The organism is Nonomuraea sp. B10E15, assembly GCF_039871615.1.
In the GTDB taxonomy this organism is placed as follows: Bacteria; Actinomycetota; Actinomycetes; order Streptosporangiales; family Streptosporangiaceae; genus Nonomuraea.
On sequence record NZ_JBDPMB010000009.1, the window covers coordinates 222,937 to 241,430 of the forward strand.

An 18,494-nucleotide genomic window follows, 5' to 3' on the forward strand; every position below is an offset into this window, starting at 1 on the left:
ACGGGCGCGCGGAGCGCCGGCCACAGGATCAGGACCCGAAGATCAGGCCCAGGTCTGCCCCTCCGGGGTGTCGGCCACGCGGACCCCCATCTCGGCGAGTTCGTCCCTGAGCCGGTCGGACGCCCCCCAGTCTCTCGTCTCGCGGGCCCGGGCGCGGGCCTCCAGCAACTCCCCGGCCCCTGGCGGCAGCACCCGCGTCTTGCCGATCTCGCTCGGCAGGTCCAGCGCCAGCACCTGGTCCAGGTGCAGGAACGCCTCGAGCTTCGCCCCAGGCGCCACCGACTCGTCCCGCTCCAGCTCCCGCAGGGCGCGCAGCGCCGACGGCGTGTCGAGGTCGTCCTCGATGGCCGCCTCCACCCGCGCCACGTGGTCGCGGGGCATGGGCGCGCTGACCGACTCCGACCACTCGGCCACCCGCGAGCGCCACCTGCGCAGCGTGCGGTCGGCGGCCCGCAACGTCTCCCAGGTCAGGTTGAGCTGCTGGCGGTAGCGGTGCTCCATGAAGGCCAGGCGCAGCGCCAGCGGGTCGAGGCCGGCGTCGGCCACGTCGGAGAGCAGCACCACGTTGCCGGTGGACTTGGCCATCTTGCGCCCGTCGAACAGCAGGTGCTCACCGTGCACCCAGTGGCGCACGACCTCGTGCCCGGCGGCCGCGTCGGACTGTGCCCGCTCGTCCTCGTGGTGCGGGAACCTCAGGTCGATGCCGCCGGTGTGGATCTCGAAGCGCGACCCGAGATAGCGCAGCGACATGGCCGAGCACTCCACGTGCCAGCCGGGGAAACCGCGCCCCCACGGCGCGTCCCAGCTCAGCTCGCCTGTGGCGGGTTTCCACAGGGCCCAGTCGGCGTGGAAACGTTTGCGGGGGTCGACGGCGTCGATGCGGTGGGCGGGCTTGAGCGCGTCCAGCCGGTTACCGGAAATTTCGCCGTACGAGGGAAAGGTTTGTACGTCGAAGAAGACCGACCCGTCCGGCACCGCGTACGCGTGCCCCTTCTCGATCAGCTTGGCGATCAGCTCGATCATCAGGTCGATGTGCTCGCTCGCGCGCGGCATGTGCTCGGGAGGCCGCAGGCCGAGCGCGCTGGTGTCACGTCTGAAGGCGTCCTCGTAGAAGCGGGCGAGCTCGCTCACCGGGCGGCCCTCGGCCCGCGCCTGCGCGAGGACCTTGTCCTCGCCCTCGTCGGCGTCGTCGGCGAGGTGGCCGACGTCGGTGATGTTCTGGCAGGCCAGCACGCGCACCCGCCGCAGCTCCAGAACCCGTCTGAGCAGGTCGGACAGCAGGTAGGTGCGCAGGTTGCCCACATGCGCGTGGCGGTAGACCGTCGGCCCGCACGTGTACATCCGCACCGCCCGCCCGGCGGCGATCTCCTCGACCTGCCGGGTGCGCGTGTCGTAGATCCGCACCATCTGCCGAGCTTAGCCCGAGGTCATCCGCCCAGGAAACCGAGGATGTCCCTGTCGCCGCGCTCGCGCAGCCTGTCCAGGATCTCGTCGCGCGTGGCGAGGTCGGACGCCCCGATCCTGGCCCCGATCAGCCGCAGCCCCTCGATCTCCGAGTTGACCGGTGCGGTGATCCCGATGAGGTAGAGGGCCCGGTTGAGCGGCGGCATGCCGGGCGGCGCGGCGGGCATGTGGCGCGTCAGCAACTCGCCGCCGTCCGACACGGTCAGGAACACGTGGTCGCCGTCGCTCGCCTTGAAGTCGGCCAGCACGTTGCGGATCGACCCCATGGTGGGCTGGTTGTGCCAGCTGATCACCACGTCACCTGACGGCGTGGAGGCGGTCAGCGACCCGCCTGGCGCCATCCCCAGGTACGCCGCGAACCCGGTCGGCAGCGGCGAGCCGGAGCCGCGCAGGTGCTCGGCGTTGATGTCCACCCGGTGCCACCAGCGCCCGTCGCGTGAGCGGAAGCTGCGCCGCGTCTCCGCCACGCCCTTGCGCGGATGGTACGGCTCCGCCTCCCCGCTCGGCGAGGTGCCCGCCACCCGGATCCAGCCCCGCTGCGTCCGCTCGAACCCGGGGCCGCCGGAGTAGGCCCGCACCGAGCTCTCGCTCACGTCGTAGCGGGAGGTCAGGTTGGTCACGATCGTGCTCACCGACGCCTCGCCGCCGGCCCGCTCGATCTCCCGGGCGATCATCTCCCTGATCCCCAGGTATTCGTCGCCGCCCCAGCGGGTCAGGCCGTACTTGTTGCGGTCGATCCGGCGGAAGCGGTCGTCGGCGGTGAGCTGGTTGCGGATTCCGACCAGGCTGTAGTCCTCGCCGATGCGCTCCTGGATCTCCTCGGGCGACAGCGGCGTGCCGGCCACCGCCAGCACCGCCTCCGCCTTCTCGTTGACGCTGCGCGGCCACGGCACCACGTGCGTGCCCAGCACGCGCAGGTGCGGCACGCTCAGGATCCACCGCTCCGCGACGTCCTCCCGCACGCCGAGCTGGGCGACCATGGTCACGGCCTCGGCGAGGGGGTGGGGCCCGTCGGCGAACAGCTGGCGGGTCTTCTCCCTCAGGTCGTCCGCCCCGCCCGCCACGAGCCAGCCGTCGGACTGCTCGTAGCCGGTCAGCAGCGTGCGTACGAACCGCCACGCCGGGATGCCCAGGCTGCGCAGCTCGGCGGCGTGCCACGGGACCGCGGCCTGCAGGTCGTCGGCGGGCACGGCCGAGCCCAGCCGGCCGCGCAGCCACGACACGTGCGCGGCCACCGCGGCGGCCTCCGGCTTGGCCAGCCAGGCCTCCACGTGCTCGCGCAGGTCGCGCTCGATCTGCCTGATCCGCTCGCGCGTCACGGAGAACCGCTGCGCCAGCTCGTCGAGCGTGGCCCGCTGCGTAGCGTACAGCCGGTCGCGGGCGATGGCCCGCTGCCGGTCGTCCAGCGCTCCGAACAGGTCGTCGATCAGCTCGGGCAGCGGTTTGTCCGCCCTGGACGGCGCGGGCACGGCCTCGGGGAGGGGTTCGAGCAGCCGCTCGAACACGCCGGTGAACAGTTTCTGCACCACGTCCTTGCCCAGCGTCTCCGGCGTCCGCTCGGCCTCGGCGGGGTCGGAGAAGCGCAGCAGCGGCAGGATGTCGCCGAGCATCAGATGACCCCAGCAGGCCATGGCCAGGCCGGCCAGGTGGCCCGCCACGGTCTGCGTGCCGGCGATGGCGCAGGCACGGTCGAGAGGAATCGCCTGCCACCAGGCCTCGGGCAGCTGCGGCTCCTCCACGATCGGCGCAATCTGACCAGGGGAGGTCCAGCGCAGTGGTGGCGCGAGGTCGCTCAGGCTGAGGTTCATTGAGGTCCAACCGGCAATGGGACGTTATATCCGCAGTTCAGACTATGTGATCAGAGGGACAAAAAGGGGCTCCCTCGTCCGGAATGGGAGATATAGAGCATCGAGCGGGCACGGGTGCAGGCGACGAACAGTATGCTCCGTTCGCGCTGCAGCGCACGAGCCCTGGAGTGCGGATCCTCCGGCGGTTCCTCCGGCGGCGGCTCGGGCACCACGCCCTCCGCCACTCCGACCAGCGCCACCCGCTCGAACTCGAGCCCCTTCAGGTGAGGGAAGGCCCACGCGCGCACGTCCAGGCCCGACAGCGCCCGCCGTGCGGCACGCACATGCCGGACGTCACGGGCGCCGACCGCGATCTCCTCGGCGGGCACGCCGTCCGCCAGCCACGACTCGACCACGGTCCGCAGCCCCTCCAGCTCCTCCTCCTGGGTGGCGTACGCCCTGACCACCGGCCGGGCGCCGTCGCGAGCCGAGCGCAGGCCGTACATGTCGGTGGCGCCCTTGACCAGGCCGGGCGCGAGGCCGCCGCCGCGCAGCCTGACCACGAACGACAGCAGCTCCTGCGGCAGGCGGCAGGAGAGCTTGAGCGTGTGCTGGACGGCGGGAATGCCGACCGCGCCCAGCGCCACCCGCGCGTCGGTGACCCGCTGGTGCGGATCGCCGACCACGAACAGGTCGTCGCGCGCGTGCGGCGCCGCCGCCCGCAGCAGCCGCCACTGGGCCGGGCTGACGTCCTGCGCCTCGTCCACCACGATGTGACGGTACGGCTTGTGCCCCGGATCGACGTCGTCGAGCAGGTCGCCCGTCGCGCGCGACAGCAGCCTGAGCGCCTCGTCGGTCAGCTCGGCCAGCGAGCGCGCCCCCTGCCCGACCAGCGCCGGTCGCCGGCCCTCCGCGTCGGTCACGATCCGCATGGCCAGGCGATCGGCGTTGTCCACCTCGACCCGCTTACGCACCACCTCATCATCGATCAGAAGGTCGAGTTTCGCAGACAGTTCTTCGGCAAGCCCTTGGGAAAACGTCACGAGCAACACCGGTCCCGCGCCGTGCGCGGCCAGATGAGCGGCCCTGTGCAGGGCGACGACGGTCTTGCCCGTGCCCGCTCCGCCCACCACCAGCACCGGGTGCTCGTAGCGCGCGGCCCTGGCCAGCCGGTGCTGCGGCGGATGCAGGAACGTGCACCAGTCAGGCGCGCGCAACACCCGGTCGAGCTCCACCTTGCCGGCCACGAACACCGCCCGGTCCGGGCTGCGCAGCAGCGCCGCGTACAGATCGTCGGGGTCGACCGGCCCCGGCTCCTCGGACGAGGCACGCCAGGCGTCCAGCTCCCGCCACGCCTGCGCCAGCGTGCCGCCACGGGCGAGCACCGCGAGCGGGGCGTGCTGGGTGGGCGGCAGCAGGGGTTCCAGCGCCGCCACGTCGGCCTCGGTCGTGACCAGCCTGAACAGCGGCAGCGCGTGAAAGTCCAGGCCGAGCGCGAGCAGATCGCCGTCGCAGATCGGGGCGAACAGCCCAGGCTTGCGCACCGACCTGCGTAACGCGGGCTCCACCCGTTCGAGCGCCTCGGCGTCCCACTCCTCGATCACGCCGAGCACCGGGTTGACGCCGAACCTGTGACGCTGCGCGTACGACCAGGCCTCCGGGTCGGGCAGCACCGTACGCAGCCAGAACACGTCCCGCTGCCGCACCACCACCCCGCGATGCCCCTCGGCCAGGCGCAGCGTCGCGACCCTCGCGTCCCTGGCGCCCCGCACCCGCTGCGGATGCGGGGCGCCGGCCACGTTCAGCAGGAACCGGCGCAGCGCGACCACGGCATCCCTGCGCACCGGCGGCGCCAGTGCGCTGAGCTCCCTGGGAAACCCAGGGCCGATCGCGAGCCGCGGCACCGGCTCAGTCCAGGAGAGCGAGCAGGTCGCGGTCCCCGCGCTCGCGGAGCCTGGTGAGCAGGTCGGGCAGGCTGACCGGGCCCGTCATCCCGATCCTGGTGGCGATGACCCGGGCCGCCTGGTCCCTGGTGCCTCCCGGGGCGGTGTACCCGACCAGGCGCAGCGCCTTGGTGATCTTCTCCGCGCCCTGGGCGGCGACCGGCAGGTGCCTGGCCCTGAGCACGCCCTCGTCCGACAAGGTCAGGAACAGGTGCCCGCCCTCGCGCGCGCCCACGTCGACCAGGAGGCGCTCGATCGACTCGAGCACCGGCTTGCCGTGCCACGTCATCGTCAGCTCGCCCGCGGCGCTCCTGACCGTCCTGCTCTCACCCGGCGACAGGCCCAGGTACGACGCGAACCCCGTCGGCAGCGGGCACTCGCCGCCCGCGAGCTGCTCGGCGGTCACGTCGATGCGCAACCACCAGCGCCCGTCAGGCTGCCGGAAACAGCGCCGGGTCTGGGAGACGTCCTTCAACGGCTGGTACGGCTGGCCGCCCTCGTCGGCGGAGCCGCCGTTCGACTCGCCCGCAGGCGCGACCGGCGCGAACGCCTGGAACTGCGGCGGGCCGGCCGGCGGGGGAGCCGCCTGAACCGGGCCGAACGCCGACTGCGCCTGCGGTGCCTGGGCGGCCTGGGGCTGGGGCTGGGGCTGGGGTGCGAGGGTCGCCAGGACGAACTGCCAGGCGGGCACCTCCAGCGCGCGGATCTCCACCTGGTGCCAGTCGGCCGCGCCGATGAGCTGCTCCTTGGGGGCGGCCGGGCCCAGCGTCCGCACCAGGTCGTCCAGGTGGGCGCGGTACGGCGCCGCCTCCTCGCTGGCCAGCCACTGGTCGAGGCGGGCGCGCAGCTCGTCCTCGGTGGCGGCGATCTCCGCCGGCGGGACGGCGAAGAGCTTGGCCAGCTGGTCCACCGCCGAGGGCTCGTCGGTGAAGATCCGGTTCTGCGCCACCGCCCAGCTCTTGTCGTCCAGCCCGGCGAACGCGGCCTCGATGAGCGCCGGCAACGGCTGCTCGCGCCCGGCCGCCTCCGCCACCGGTTCGGGCTCCACGGTGCCCGGTCCGGACACCGCCCCATCGCCCTGGGACTCATGCGCCGGCGCCGCATCGGCCCGAGGCCCGGGCTCCGGCGCCGCGTCGGACTGGGGTCCGGACTCCATCGCCACGGCCTGAGGTTCGGATTCCGGCGCTGCCACGACCTGGGGCTCGGATTCCGGCGCGGCGTTGCGCTGGTGCGCGGGCTCCTGCCCGGCCGCGCTCACCGGCTCCGCAGCCTCGGGGGAGGACTCCAGCACGTCCTGACCGGGCGCGAGGGCGTCGCCCGCGCTTTCCGCCCGCCCGCCGAACGGCTGCCACGACTGCCCCGCCTCCGCGGCGGGCGCAGCCTCTACGGAGGAATACCCCTCCGACGGCTGCGCGTCGGGTCGCGCCTGCTCGGCCTCCGCCTGCTCGGCTGGTGCCTGCGGGAAGTCCGCCGGGCGAGCCTGCTCACCCTGGAACTGTTCTGGCTGCTCGAACGGAGGGTTCTCGGACCGGAGCTCGGCCGGCTGGTCAGCGCCCTTCTCCTGGCCCTTCTCAGCACCCTTCTCCGGGCTCTCCACACCGTGCGCGGGGCCGCCCGCCTCGGCCTCGGCCTCCACGACCGGCCCCGGGCTCACGGCCTCAGCCGCGGATTCCGCAGTCTCAGGCTCCGCTACCCGTTCCGGGCTCACGGCCTCAGCCGCGGACTCCACCACCTGCGCAACACTCGCGGCATTGGCGCCGGCTTCCGCGACCTGCTCGGCACTCGCGGCCTCAGCGTCGCGGTCGGCCTCAGCGTCGCGGTCGGTCACTGGCGCGGCTTCGCCCGGTTCGGCGGCGAACCGTGCCGGCGCCTCGGCGGCACGCTCACCGGCCGCCTGAGGCGTCTCGTGCTCGGCGGCCCGCCTGCGGAGCTGACCCGCCTCGACGGCCTCCTGACCCTCGCCCTGCTGGTCGGCCGCGGCGGAGTGCTCAGCGCCCGGCCGGACGGCGGCGACGGAGTGCTCGGCGCCCTCCGCCGGGTGCTCGGCTGCACGCGCCTGAGAGGCGCGCCCTCTCCGCGAGGTCTCGCGGGGCGGCTCCCCGGCCCTCCGCGCGGGCTCCAGGCCGGCGGCGACGGGCTCGGAGCCGTGCGCCGGTGCGGGGGCCACGATCGGGCCGACCGAGGCCGCGGCCTCGGCCGCCGGCACCGGGTGCTCAGGACGCGGGCGCGCGAGGCGTACCAGGACCGCGGAGAACAGCGTGTTCAGCACCGGCCGCGCCTGGATGAAAGGCTGGTCGACCAGCTCCCGGCTGGTCAGCGCCAGCAGTCCCGCCCACGAGCCGGCCCGGTCGAGCGCGATGGCGACGGCGGGCTCGTCGGCCTCGTCGGGGTCCAGGACGTGCAGTGCCGGCAGGACGTCGCCCACCGTCGCCGCGGGCCAGTGCTCCAGGGCGATCTCCGTGAGCAGCTCGCCCAGCGACTCCGGGCCGATGGCCGCGAGCACGTGTGGCATGGGCAGGGTGCGCCACCACGCGTCCGGCAGGTCCGGTTGCCCGGTGAGTAGCGTGATCGTCGACGCGTCGCTCCACCTCAACGGTGGTACGAGGTCGCTCAGGCAGAAATTCATCCCGTTCCGTTCACCAGCCCCTCACGCCGCCGCAGCGGTGCAGCCATAGTCTCGCCGCCCACGGAACAGACCATAGTCCGGCAAAACAGCCCTACGCATCATGCACTACGCATCAGCGCCGAACAGCGGCAAAGCGTAGGCGCACGTAGTCGGCCATCCAGCCGCTCTCCCTGCGCAGCGCAGGGGCGGCCAGTTCGTTGACGCGCCGCAGCAGGGGCCCCACGATGTTCGGCGGGAGCCCCTCGAGCACCGAGGCGGCGAACGTGTTCACCCAGTCGGCGGCTCCGCCCGGGCACTCGTCGAGGGGCGTCGGCCGGTCGAAGTATTCGAGCAACCTGACGACGAAACCCTCCTGTTCGAGACGCCGGGCGTACTCGGCAGGCGTGGGAAAATACCACGGCAGGTCCGGTTCGCGCAGGCCGTATTCCCGCCAGGCGGTGAGCATGGCCGCGGTCAGCTCGGCGCAGTTGCCCGCTCCGCCCATCTCGGCGACGAAACGTCCGCCAGGCGTGAGCGCCTCGCGGACGTTCGCGATCACGGTGCCGGGGTCGCGGCTCATCCAGTGCAGCGCCGCGTTGGAGAAGACCGCGTCGTACGGTTCGACGACGGTGAAGTCGTGCCCGTCACCGACGATGAAGTTGATGCCCGGATACTGGGCCAGCGCTTTCTCGATCATCTTGGCTGAGCCGTCGATGCCGAGCACGTCGGCGCCTCTGAAGGCGATCTGGGCGGTGAGCACTCCGGTGCCGCACCCGAGGTCGAGCACGCGCTCTCCGGGTCGCGGGTCGAGCAGGTCGACCAGTGGCGCGCCCTGGGTCGAGACGTAGCCGAAGCTGCTGTCGTAGGCGCGACTGTTCCACCGCTCCAAACTCGGCGTGTCGTATCGCAAGACGATCAGCTCACATTCGATCAGACATCGGGCCCCCGTGGCCGTGCTGTCCGTTCACTTTAGAGCCTGAACGTCCCTACGACATATCAAGTCACATCGGACTCATCCCATGCTCTTCGCCCATTGCCGCTTGAGGTACGCCTTCGCCGCGTCTGCCTGCGGAATCGTCAGGATGACCGGAGGGCCGGGCGCCTTGGGCAATTTCGCGGCCTGCTCGGCGTCGAGCGTGCCCTTCATGCGCATCGCCTCGGTGCGCGCCGGCCGGGCGAACCCCTTCATGAGCAGGTTCTGGCCCTCGTCGGAGAACAGGAACTCCTGCCACAGCCGGGCGGCGGCCGGATGCGGCGCCGTCTTGCTGATCGCCTGCACGTGGTAGCCGCCGAGCGCGGCGTCGCGAGGGATCGTCACCTTCCAGCCGTCGGGCTGGTGCGCGCTGCGGGCGGCGTTCAGGTGGTCCCAGGCGACGATCGTGTTGGCCTTGGCCGGTTCGGTGAGCCTGCCCGCCTGCTTGAGCTTGGCGAACAGCGACACTCCCTGCGCCGGCTGCGGCACGCCGGCCCGCATGGAAGCGGCCATCACGCCGTCGAACGCCGACGCCGAGCGCAGCGGGTCGCCGTCGAGCGCGACCCGGTAGCCGGGCTTCAGCAGGTCGGCGAAGGAGGCGGGCGGCTTGACGGCGCGTGGGTCGTACCCGATGGACATGTAGCCCCCGTAGGCCGCGTACCAGCCGCCTGACGGGTCCTTGACCTGGTCGGGCAGGTCCTGCCAGCCCTGCACCTTGTACGGGGCGAACCGCCCGGCTCCGGCGACGGCCACGTCCATCGTCAGGTCGAACACGTCGGGCTTGAGCTGCGCGGCGACGTCGAGCTGGCGCTTGCTGCCGGCGTTGGGCTCGAGCTCGTTGACCTTGACGTTGTACTTGTCGGCGAAGGTGTCGATGATCTCGCCGTAGTTGACCCAGTCGCGGGGCAGGGCGATCACGTTGAGCTCGCCCTCGCGCGCCGCGGCCTCGACGAGCCGCTCCATGGTGCCGAAGCCGGCCTTCATGGAGGCGGCCTGGGCGTTGACGGGCGGCAGGTTCTTGGCCTCGGTGGAGGCGGAGTCGGTGGACGACGCGCCGCATCCGGCGCTGGCGAGGATGGCTGCTGCGGCGGCGCAGGTACGTACAGTCACACAACGAATACTTACCGCTACATCCGTTCAGGTCGAGGAGGCGCGGCCGGAACGACCCTGGCGGCTACGAGTGTCTCTTCAGGAATCTCCACCAGAGTGCCGTCCCTCTTGCGGACGGTCAGCACCCCTGACTCCCACGACACGAGGATGCCCACCGCGTCGCGAAAGCCTTCTGGAACGCGCCTGCGGGTGGTGATCCGTGCGCCGATGTCCTGACTTGTGATCGCGATGACGAGCCGTGCCGCCACGAGTTTGCCACCCTCCGTTTCGGCCAGTCGGCAAGCACGGCAATACTAGGGCGTAGCAAACCGCGGTCAGAGTCATGTCATGGTGCGGAGAGAAGGAGCTCGAGGTGACCTACGTCATCGCGCAGCCTTGCGTGGACGTCCTGGACAAGGCGTGCATCGAGGAATGCCCCGTTGATTGCATCTACGAGGGCGAGCGCATGCTTTACATCCACCCCGACGAGTGCGTGGACTGCGGCGCGTGTGAGCCTGTATGCCCCGTCGAGGCCATTTTCTACGAGGACGACCTTCCCGAGCAGTGGAAGGACTACTACAAGGCGAACGTGGACTTCTTCGAGGACCTCGGCTCGCCCGGAGGCGCCTCGAAGGTCGGAAAGATCGAGAAGGACCACCCGGTGGTGGCCGCCCTGCCGCCGCAGGCAGAGGACCACTGACGGTCCCGGCACGGAGCGAGCGGGGGCATCCAGGCCGGGTGCGCCCCGTTCTCGAGGCATGCCCGGCGCTCGATACGGCAACGTGACACCCTGGAGAACCGTGAACAACCTGCCCGACTTCCCCTGGGACAAGCTGGAGCCGTACAAGGAGCGCGCGCTGGCACATCCCGGCGGCATCGTCGACCTGTCGGTCGGCACGCCCGTCGACCCCGTGCCCCAGAACGTCCAGGACGCGCTGGTCCAGGCGGCCGACAGTCCCGGCTACCCCTTCACCCACGGCACCAAGGCGCTGCGCGAGGCCGCCGCGGGGTGGCTGCGCCGCCGGCACGGCGTCACCGTCGACCAACGTGACGTGCTCCCGGTGATCGGTTCCAAGGAGTTCGTCGCCTGGCTGCCCACCTACCTCGGGGCACGGCGGGTGGTCATCCCCGAGCTGGCCTACCCCACCTACGACGTGGGCGCCCGGCTGGCCGGTGCGGTGGCGACCGCCGCCGACAGCACGCTCGCGCTCGGCCCAGAGCGGGCCGACCTCGTCTGGGTCAACTCTCCCGGCAACCCGACGGGCAAGGTGCTGCCGGTCGAACACCTGCGCAAGGTCGTGGCGTGGGCGCGCGAGCGCGGCACGGTCGTGGCCTCCGACGAGTGCTACATCGAGCTCGGCTGGGAGGAGGAGCCGGTCTCGATCCTGCACCCCGACGTCTGCGGCGGCTCCCACGAAGGGCTGCTCGCGGTCCACTCGCTCTCCAAACGCTCCAACCTGGCCGGATACCGAGCCGGGTTCGTGACGGGTGACCCCGTCCTGGTCAAGCGGCTGCTGGAGACGCGCAAGCACGCGGGCATGATCATGCCCGCCCCCGTCCAGGCGGCGATGACGGCCGCGCTCGGCGACGACGCGCACGCCGACCGGCAGCGCGAGCTCTACTCCGCCCGCCGCGCCCTGCTGCGGCCCGCGCTGGAGCGGGCCGGGTGGCGCGTCGACCACTCGACGGCCGGGCTGTACTTCTGGGCGTCGAACGGGCAGAGCGCCTGGGACCAGGTGGGCAAGCTCTCCGAAATCGGCATTTTGGTCGCGCCGGGCGAGTTCTACGGACCGGCAGGTGAGCGGCACATCCGCATCGCCGTCACGGCCACTGATGAGCGGATCGGTGCGGCCGTGCGCCGCCTCCAGTAGGATCGCGCGACATAGCCCGCCGCGCGGGCTTGACGCATAAATTGATAAGAGCTTTTGCCGAGACAGACCGCGAGTGGAGCGAGCTGATCGATGAGCATGACCTCCATGGTCGTACTCGGGCTGAGCATCGTCACCATCCTGCTGTTGCTGGGTGCCTTCCTGGCCACCCTGCGACAGGACAGGAAGGGCCGGACGAGCGCGCCGCCGGCTGAGGTCGCTCCCGTCGAGACCCCGCTGGCCGCGCCGGTGATCGCGCCCGGGCATGCCGGCACCGACTACACCGACCCTCGCACGATCCAGGTCGGCGACCGGATCGAGGTGCAGGGCTCGCCGGCGCGCGTGCTCGGCTCCATGCACGTCTCGTGGCAGGGCAACCAGTGGACCGAATATCTCCTGCGCGACGGCTCGCGGCGCTTGCAGTGGTTGTCGGTGGAGGTGCTCGACGGCGACCCGCCGCACCTCGAGGTGCTGCTCTGGACCGACGTGCCCACCCAGGGCATGGTCCCGGCCAAGAGCATGCTGATCATGGAGGGCGTGGAGTTCTTCCCGATCGAGCGGGGCACGGCCGCGTTCAGGAGCGAGGGCGACACGGGAAACCCCGAAAGGGGCCTGCTCGACTTCGCCGACTACCGCGCGTCGGACGGGCGGCTGCTCTCCTTCGAACGCATCCAGGGCCGCTCATGGACGGCCTGCTACGCCCAGCCGCTGCCGCCCGGCTCGATCTCCATCGTGCGCAGGGCGTCCTGACCGGGCGTCCTGGCCGGGCCTTCTGACCTGGCCTTTCGCGGGCGCTACGACAGGTCCACCCGGCGGGCGCTCGCCTGGCCGCCCGCCTGCCAGCCGTCGCGCTCGAAGTCGTTGACCCAGGTGGCACCGTTGTAGCCGACGCGGTTGAGCGCGTACTTCTCGGCGTGGGCCACCGACCAGGCGGCCACCAGCCAGCCGCGCCGCTTCGTGGTGATCGCCGTGCTGCCGAGCGCCCTGGCGAGCTGCTTGCGGGCCGCGGCGGCCCGCGACTTCGGAGCGGGCGTCCTGCCGGCGGGATACCAGCAGTGCACCGCCTGCGGAACGCGCCCGGTGAACGCCGCGGCGAGAATCTCGGCCTCGCTTTCGTGCGCGGCATAGGCGTAACCGCCCGCCGAGCGCTGCACGGCCTGCGCCGCCTCCGCCAGCGGGAGCTTGCGGTAGTTCTTCACCTTGACCAGGGCGGCGAAGAACTTGTTGGTGGCGTAGACGGGGTCCATGAGCTGCTTCTTCTTGCCCCAGCCCTGCGACGGGCGCTGCTGGAACACGCCCACGGAGTCGCGGTCGCCGAAGTTGACGTTGTAGAGCTTCGACTCCTGGATCGCCGTCGCGTACGCGATCACCACGGCCCGCTCCGGCAGCCTGCGCCGCGCCGCGACCGCCGCGATGGTGGCCGAGATCTGCGCCTGCTCGGGATCGAGGTTGCGGACGCCGTCGGGCGTGTTGACCACGCAGTACGCGTGCCGCTCGGCCAGCTGGGGTGTCCGCTTGAGCAGGTGGTAGAGGCCCACGGAAATGGCCACGGCGAGAACGATCACGATGATCGCGATGGTGATGACCCCACGGGAGAAGCGCACGCGCACGCTGAAGAACCTACCCGGACGGATAAGCTCCGAGGCCATGAGTCACGTGAGCACCTCGTCACCGATCTCGCCGGTGGTGGACGAGCTGTGGGAGCGCAGGGCGGAGTTGTCGCCCGCCGACGTCGACGCGCGCAACGTGGTGGTCGGCGCCGTCGACCTGCTCGACAAGGGCGAGGCCAGGGCGGCCCGCCTGGTCGGCGGCGACGTCGTCGTGGACGAGCGCGCCAGGCGGGCGATCCTGCTCAGCTTCACGGTGCTCGGCATGGCCCGCTCGCAGGTGGGTGACTTCCAGCACCACGACAGGCACCCGCTCAAGAGCTCGTTCGACGGGGTGCGGGTGGTGCCGGGGGCGATCGCCCGGTGGGGCTCCTATGTGGCGCCCGGGGTGGTGCTGATGCCGTCCTTCACCAACATCGGCGCGTACGTGGACGCGGGCACCATGGTCGACACCTGGGCCACGGTCGGATCCTGCGCCCAGATCGGCAAAAACGTGCATTTGTCCGGCGGGGTGGGCATCGGCGGCGTGCTGGAGCCGCCCGGCGCCGTCCCCGTCGTCGTCGAGGACGACGCGCTGGTCGGCAGCCGGGCGATGATCGTCGAGGGAGCCCGGGTCGGGCAGGGCGCGGTGGTCGGCGCGGGGACGATCCTCTCCGGCTCGATCCCCGTGATCGACGTGCGGACGGGCGAAGAGGTCGCCCGCGGCCGCATCCCCGCGTGGTGCGTGGCGGTCGGCGGCACCCGCCAGAAGGAGTTCCCCGGCGGCACGTTCGGCCTGCCCTGCGTGCTCGTGCTCAAATACCTGGAGCCGGGGCAACGGCACGACAAGGCGGCGCTCAACGAGGTGCTGCGCGAACACGGAGTGAACACCTGATGCTTGACCTGACGCAGGACGTACGCGCGCTCACCGCCGCGATCGTGGACATCGAGTCGGTCAGCGGCGCAGAGCGTCGGCTGGCCGACGAGGTGGAGCGGGCGCTGTCGGCGCTGCCGCACCTGAAGGTCGATCGGTCGGGGGAGACCGTCGTGGCCCGCACCCGGGCGGGCCGCCCCGAGCGGGTGCTGATCGCCGGGCACCTCGACACCGTCCCCGTCGCCGCCAACCTGCCGAGCAGGGTCGAGGGAGACCTGCTGTACGGGTGCGGCACGTCCGACATGAAAGCCGGCGTGGCGGTCGCGCTCAAGCTGGCGGCGGCCGTCCCGGCGCCGGGCAGGGACATCACGTACGTGTTCTACGACTGCGAGGAGGTCGAGGCCGAGCGCAACGGCCTCACCAGGGTCGCCAGAGACCACCCCGGCTGGCTGGCGGCCGACTTCGCGGTGCTGATGGAGCCGACCGACGGCGTCATCGAGGGCGGCTGCCAGGGCACGCTGCGCGCCGAGGTCACCGTGACGGGCAAGCGCGCCCACAGCGCCAGGTCGTGGCTGGGGGTCAACGCCATTCACGGGATCGAGCCGGTGCTCGCCAGGCTCAACGCGTACGAGGCCAGGCGGCCGGTGGTCGACGGTCTCCAGTTCCACGAGGGGCTGAACGCGGTCGGCGTGCGCGGCGGGGTCGCGGGCAATGTCATCCCGGACCAGTGCGTGGTGACCGTCAACTACCGTTTCGCACCCGACCTGTCGATCGAGCGGGCCCAGGAGCGCGTACGCGAGGTGTTCGACGGTTTCGAGGTGGCCTTCGTCGACGCCGCGCCCGCGGCGCGGCCGGGCCTGACGCATCCGGTGGCGGCGGCCTTCACCGAGGCGGTCGGCGGCACGCCGCGCGCCAAGCTGGGCTGGACCGACGTCGCCCGCTTCTCCGCGCTGGGGGTGCCCGCCGTCAACTACGGGCCAGGCGATCCGAACCTGGCGCACCAGCAGGGGGAGTACGTGTCGCTGACGAAGATCGTCGAGAGCGAGCGGGCCATGCTCGACTGGCTGTCCACATGAAAGTGGCCTTCCTCGCCGGCCATTTGGCGGGGAAGACCACTTTCAGTCCCGAGCAGCACCCTCGGCAATTAGACGCGGGGGAGTCGAAATTCGGTTCCCTGCTTCTTCCAAGAATTTTTATTGGCCGGTGTCAAGGCGCCTACCTGCGGTTTCGTCCTGATAAGCACCTCCGTCCGCCGGCACCGTACGGCTCCGTCCGCCGAGCGGAGGTGGAACCGGCGGCGTCCGAAGGCGACTAGCGTGACCCGCATGGAACAGTCACGTCGGGAACGCCGTCAGGGGCAGGCAGTCGTCCGCGGTCGCCTCGTCCCCACCTCCACGCACGACCAGCGCCTGCTCGCCCGGCAGGGGCCGTCCGACTGGGTGCACATGGACCCGTGGCGGGTGCTGCGCATCCAGGCCGAGTTCGTGGAGGGTTTCGGCCAGCTCGCCGAGCTGCCGCGGGCGGTCACCGTCTTCGGTTCCGCGCGCACCGGTGAGGAGTCCCCCGACTACACGCAGGGCCGCCGTCTTGGCCGGGCGCTGGCGGAGGCGGGCTACGCCGTCATCACGGGCGGCGGGCCCGGCGTCATGGAGGCCGCCAACCGGGGCGCGCGTGACGTGGACGGCGCGGTGTCCGTCGGGCTCGGCATCGAGCTGCCGTTCGAGCAGAGCATGAACGACTACGTCGACCTCGGCATCGAGTTCCGCTACTTCTTCGTGCGCAAGACGATGTTCGTCAAATACTCCTGCGGCTTCATCGCCCTGCCCGGCGGCTTCGGCACGCTCGACGAGCTGTTCGAGGCGCTCACGCTGGTGCAGACGCGCAAGGTCACCTCCTTCCCCGTGGTGCTGGTGGGCACCGAGTTCTGGGGCGGGCTGCTCGAGTGGGTCAAGTCCGCTCTGCTCGGCACCGGGAAGATCGCCCCCCAGGATCTCGATCTGATCACCGTCACCGACGACGTCGACGAGGCCGTGCGCATCATCGCCGACGCCGACCGGGCACGGTCGAAGCAGCAGGAGGAAGAACTGGCGTCCGCCGCCGCCCAGCCCGCAGAGCCCCAATAGGCTGGCGCTTCGTGAACATCTGCGTCTTCTGTGCCTCCAGTCTGCGTATCGACCCGAAATACATCGAGCTGGCCCGGCAGGTCGGCACCGAGCTCGCCAAGCGCGGCCACACGCTCGTGAGCGGCGGTGCCACCGTCTCCTGCATGGGCGCGGTCACCTCGGCCACCCGGGCCGCCGGCGGGCGCACGGTCGGTGTGATCCCGCAGGTGCTGGTGGACATCGAGGTGGCCGACGACGATTCCGACGAGCTGATCGTCACCAACGGCATGCGCGAGCGCAAGGGCGTCATGGACGCCCGCTCCGACGCCTTCCTCGTGCTGCCGGGTGGCATCGGCACGCTGGAGGAGCTCTTCGAGATCTGGACCGCGCGGGTGCTCGGCATCCACGACCGCCCCTTGGTGATCCTCGACCCCTGGGGCCTGTACGAGCCGCTCAGGACCCTCGTCAGCACCATGTACGACCAGGGCTTCACCCGCGCCGACGTCTTCGACGCGATCTCCTGGACCTCCACCGTGGACGAGGCGTTCGCCCATCTCGAAGCCCGTTCGCAGCCCGTGCGGCCCAGCGTCGCCGAACTCGGCGAGGCGACCGGCTGACCGTATTGCGGTGCTTGCGGTGATGCTGAACGAGCCCCGCCGTATGAGTACGATGCCAATGTGCTGGTCGTACTCGCCATCGCCGCGATCGCCATCTTGGCATGCGTGGTCTTGGTCTCCCTTGGCAGGGGCGGTGAGCTGACCGAGTTCCCGCCGGACGTGCCGCCTCTCGAACTTCCCGAGCCCGCGCAACTCACGGCGGTCGACTTCATGGCGCTGCAGTTGCCGGTCAACCTGGTCGGCTACCACACGCAGAGCGTCGACGAGACCCTGCGCAGGGCCGCCGGCGCGATCAGCGCCCGTGACAGCCGGATCGCGGTGCTGGAGCAGCGCGTCTCCGAGCTGCTGTCGAGCCGGCTGTACGCGCGGCAGGAGAGCCACGCCGCACCGGGTGCCGGTCTGCGCACGGACCACGCGCCGCAGGCCCCTACCACCTACAGGGAGCTGCCCGAGTCGGGCGACCCGGTGCCCGGTGGAGGGCCCCGGGACGACGACGCGGAGGGCCAGTACGCGCAGTGGCGCGTCTCGCCTCGGGATGCCGCCGTCGAGCAGGCCTCCAACGGCGCCTCACCGGCCGGACACGAGCTCCGGGAAGGCGACGGCCCCGGCTTCGGAAACGGGGCCGCGGACGGTGGCGAGCGTGCGGAGCAGCCGGAGGGCGCGCCGCAGGACGGCGAAGGTGCGCAGGACGTGCCCCCCGACGGTGAGCGGGAAGACAAGCCCGCCGAGCCGACCGGCACGGGGACGACCGGTACGCAGACGGGCGGCGCGGGGACGTCCGCCGCGGAGGCCGGCACTGCGCCGAAGGGCGGCACGGAGATGGACGGCGAGCCGGAGTCCGGCTCGGAGACGCGCGGTGAGCCGGAGACGGGTGGCGAGCCGGTGGCCGGGGAGGTGCGCGAAGAGGCGGAGACGCCCGTGCGCTCCACGACGGGAGACGATCGGTCGTGACCGAGCCGATCCGCTGCACGTGGCCCGGCATGTCCGACCCGATCTACCTCGCCTACCACGATGAGGAGTGGGGCCGCCCGGTCAAGGGTGACGACGCGGTCTTCGAGCGGGTGGCTCTGGAGGCGTTCCAGTCGGGCCTGTCGTGGCTGACGATTTTGCGTAAGAGGGAGAACTTTCGTGCCGCCTTCGACGGCTTCTCGATCGTCAAGGTCGCCGCGTACACCGAGCAGGACGCCCGACGGCTGCTGGGCGACCCTGGCATCGTCCGCAACCGGGCGAAGATCGAGGCCGCGATCAACAACGCCAGGGCCGCGCTCGAGCTGCCCGAGGGGTTGTCGGACCTGGTGTGGCGCTTCGCCGAGCCCGACGCGGCCGTGCCGAGGACGATGGCCGACGTGCCCGCCACGACCCCCGGCTCCAAGGCGCTGGCCAAGGAGCTGAAGAGGCACGGCTTCACCTTTGTCGGCCCGACCACGGCATACGCGCTGATGCAGGCCATCGGCCTGGTCAACGACCACATCGAGGGCTGCCTGGCACGCTAGCGGCGCCGGCGAGCGTGCGCGGGCGGTTCCTCCGGCGGCAGCCCCGGCCGGCGCCCGACAGGCGGTGTCCAACAGCCGGCGTAGGAACGAACG

The 18,494-nt window shown here is 71.5% G+C and carries 17 protein-coding genes; 9 read left to right on the top strand and 8 right to left on the bottom strand.

Annotated features, from left to right (window positions below; translation table 11 throughout):
- Nucleotides 1–42: 42 nt before the first annotated feature.
- The 7 genes from cysS to ABGB14_RS25655 form a co-directional block, all read right to left on the bottom strand.
- Complete coding sequence (gene cysS, locus ABGB14_RS25625; RefSeq protein ID WP_347646361.1) at nucleotides 43–1,407, bottom strand: cysteine--tRNA ligase; 1,365 nt, start codon at nucleotides 1,405–1,407, stop codon at nucleotides 43–45.
- A 20-nt stretch (nucleotides 1,408–1,427) separates the two neighbouring features.
- Nucleotides 1,428–3,272: a sigma factor-like helix-turn-helix DNA-binding protein gene (locus tag ABGB14_RS25630; protein ID WP_347646362.1), complete on the bottom strand. Its 1,845-nt coding sequence runs from the start codon at nucleotides 3,270–3,272 to the stop codon at nucleotides 1,428–1,430.
- A 50-nt stretch (nucleotides 3,273–3,322) separates the two neighbouring features.
- Nucleotides 3,323–5,155 carry a UvrD-helicase domain-containing protein gene (locus ABGB14_RS25635; RefSeq protein ID WP_347646363.1) on the bottom strand — a complete coding sequence of 611 codons (1,833 nt, stop codon included), beginning with the start codon at nucleotides 5,153–5,155 and terminating at the stop codon, nucleotides 3,323–3,325.
- 4 nt (nucleotides 5,156–5,159) lie between these two features.
- The gene (locus tag ABGB14_RS25640) at nucleotides 5,160–7,820 is read right to left on the bottom strand and encodes a hypothetical protein (protein ID WP_347646364.1); all 2,661 of its coding nucleotides are present in this window, start codon (nucleotides 7,818–7,820) and stop codon (nucleotides 5,160–5,162) included.
- A 112-nt stretch (nucleotides 7,821–7,932) separates the two neighbouring features.
- Complete coding sequence (locus tag ABGB14_RS25645; protein WP_347646365.1) at nucleotides 7,933–8,709, bottom strand: methyltransferase domain-containing protein; 777 nt, start codon at nucleotides 8,707–8,709, stop codon at nucleotides 7,933–7,935.
- A gap of 102 nt (nucleotides 8,710–8,811) precedes the next feature.
- A complete protein-coding gene (locus ABGB14_RS25650; RefSeq protein ID WP_347646366.1) occupies nucleotides 8,812–9,882 on the bottom strand; it encodes an ABC transporter substrate-binding protein in 1,071 nt (356 codons plus the stop codon).
- A gap of 17 nt (nucleotides 9,883–9,899) precedes the next feature.
- A complete protein-coding gene (locus ABGB14_RS25655) occupies nucleotides 9,900–10,130 on the bottom strand; it encodes a hypothetical protein (protein WP_347646367.1) in 231 nt (76 codons plus the stop codon).
- Nucleotides 10,131–10,234: 104 nt separating this feature from the next.
- Between ABGB14_RS25655 and fdxA the strand changes: the two genes are divergently transcribed.
- The 3 genes from fdxA to ABGB14_RS25670 all read left to right on the top strand — a co-directional run bounded on the left by fdxA (nucleotide 10,235) and on the right by ABGB14_RS25670 (nucleotide 12,479).
- Nucleotides 10,235–10,561, top strand: a complete 327-nt coding sequence (gene fdxA / locus ABGB14_RS25660) for a ferredoxin (RefSeq protein ID WP_195897498.1) — start codon at nucleotides 10,235–10,237, stop codon at nucleotides 10,559–10,561.
- Nucleotides 10,562–10,661: 100 nt separating this feature from the next.
- Nucleotides 10,662–11,732, top strand: coding sequence for a succinyldiaminopimelate transaminase (dapC, locus tag ABGB14_RS25665; protein ID WP_347646368.1), 1,071 nt, complete (start codon nucleotides 10,662–10,664; stop codon nucleotides 11,730–11,732).
- Between the two features lie 90 nt (nucleotides 11,733–11,822).
- Complete coding sequence (locus ABGB14_RS25670) at nucleotides 11,823–12,479, top strand: DUF4178 domain-containing protein (RefSeq protein WP_347646369.1); 657 nt, start codon at nucleotides 11,823–11,825, stop codon at nucleotides 12,477–12,479.
- A 44-nt stretch (nucleotides 12,480–12,523) separates the two neighbouring features.
- Here ABGB14_RS25670 and ABGB14_RS25675 read toward each other — a convergent pair whose 3' ends face one another.
- Entirely contained in the window at nucleotides 12,524–13,339 is an 816-nt protein-coding gene (locus ABGB14_RS25675) for a hypothetical protein (RefSeq protein ID WP_347646370.1), read from the bottom strand.
- Between the two features lie 37 nt (nucleotides 13,340–13,376).
- Here ABGB14_RS25675 and ABGB14_RS25680 point away from each other — a divergent pair, with 37 nt between their 5' ends.
- From ABGB14_RS25680 to ABGB14_RS25705, 6 genes are all read left to right on the top strand, one after another.
- On the top strand, nucleotides 13,377–14,210 hold the full coding sequence (locus ABGB14_RS25680) for a 2,3,4,5-tetrahydropyridine-2,6-dicarboxylate N-succinyltransferase (RefSeq protein ID WP_347646371.1): 834 nt from the start codon (nucleotides 13,377–13,379) through the stop codon (nucleotides 14,208–14,210).
- Nucleotides 14,210–15,265 carry a succinyl-diaminopimelate desuccinylase gene (gene dapE, locus ABGB14_RS25685; protein WP_347646372.1) on the top strand — a complete coding sequence of 352 codons (1,056 nt, stop codon included), beginning with the start codon at nucleotides 14,210–14,212 and terminating at the stop codon, nucleotides 15,263–15,265. The genes ABGB14_RS25680 and dapE overlap by 1 nt, the downstream gene beginning before the upstream one ends.
- A gap of 249 nt (nucleotides 15,266–15,514) precedes the next feature.
- Nucleotides 15,515–16,312: a TIGR00730 family Rossman fold protein gene (locus tag ABGB14_RS25690; RefSeq protein ID WP_347646373.1), complete on the top strand. Its 798-nt coding sequence runs from the start codon at nucleotides 15,515–15,517 to the stop codon at nucleotides 16,310–16,312.
- 11 nt (nucleotides 16,313–16,323) lie between these two features.
- On the top strand, nucleotides 16,324–16,908 hold the full coding sequence (locus tag ABGB14_RS25695) for a TIGR00730 family Rossman fold protein (RefSeq protein WP_347646374.1): 585 nt from the start codon (nucleotides 16,324–16,326) through the stop codon (nucleotides 16,906–16,908).
- A 60-nt stretch (nucleotides 16,909–16,968) separates the two neighbouring features.
- The gene (locus tag ABGB14_RS25700; RefSeq protein ID WP_347646375.1) at nucleotides 16,969–17,859 is read left to right on the top strand and encodes a hypothetical protein; all 891 of its coding nucleotides are present in this window, start codon (nucleotides 16,969–16,971) and stop codon (nucleotides 17,857–17,859) included.
- The gene (locus tag ABGB14_RS25705) at nucleotides 17,856–18,401 is read left to right on the top strand and encodes a DNA-3-methyladenine glycosylase I (protein ID WP_347646376.1); all 546 of its coding nucleotides are present in this window, start codon (nucleotides 17,856–17,858) and stop codon (nucleotides 18,399–18,401) included. Before ABGB14_RS25700 ends, ABGB14_RS25705 begins: the two co-directional genes overlap by 4 nt.
- Nucleotides 18,402–18,494 lie beyond the last annotated feature (93 nt).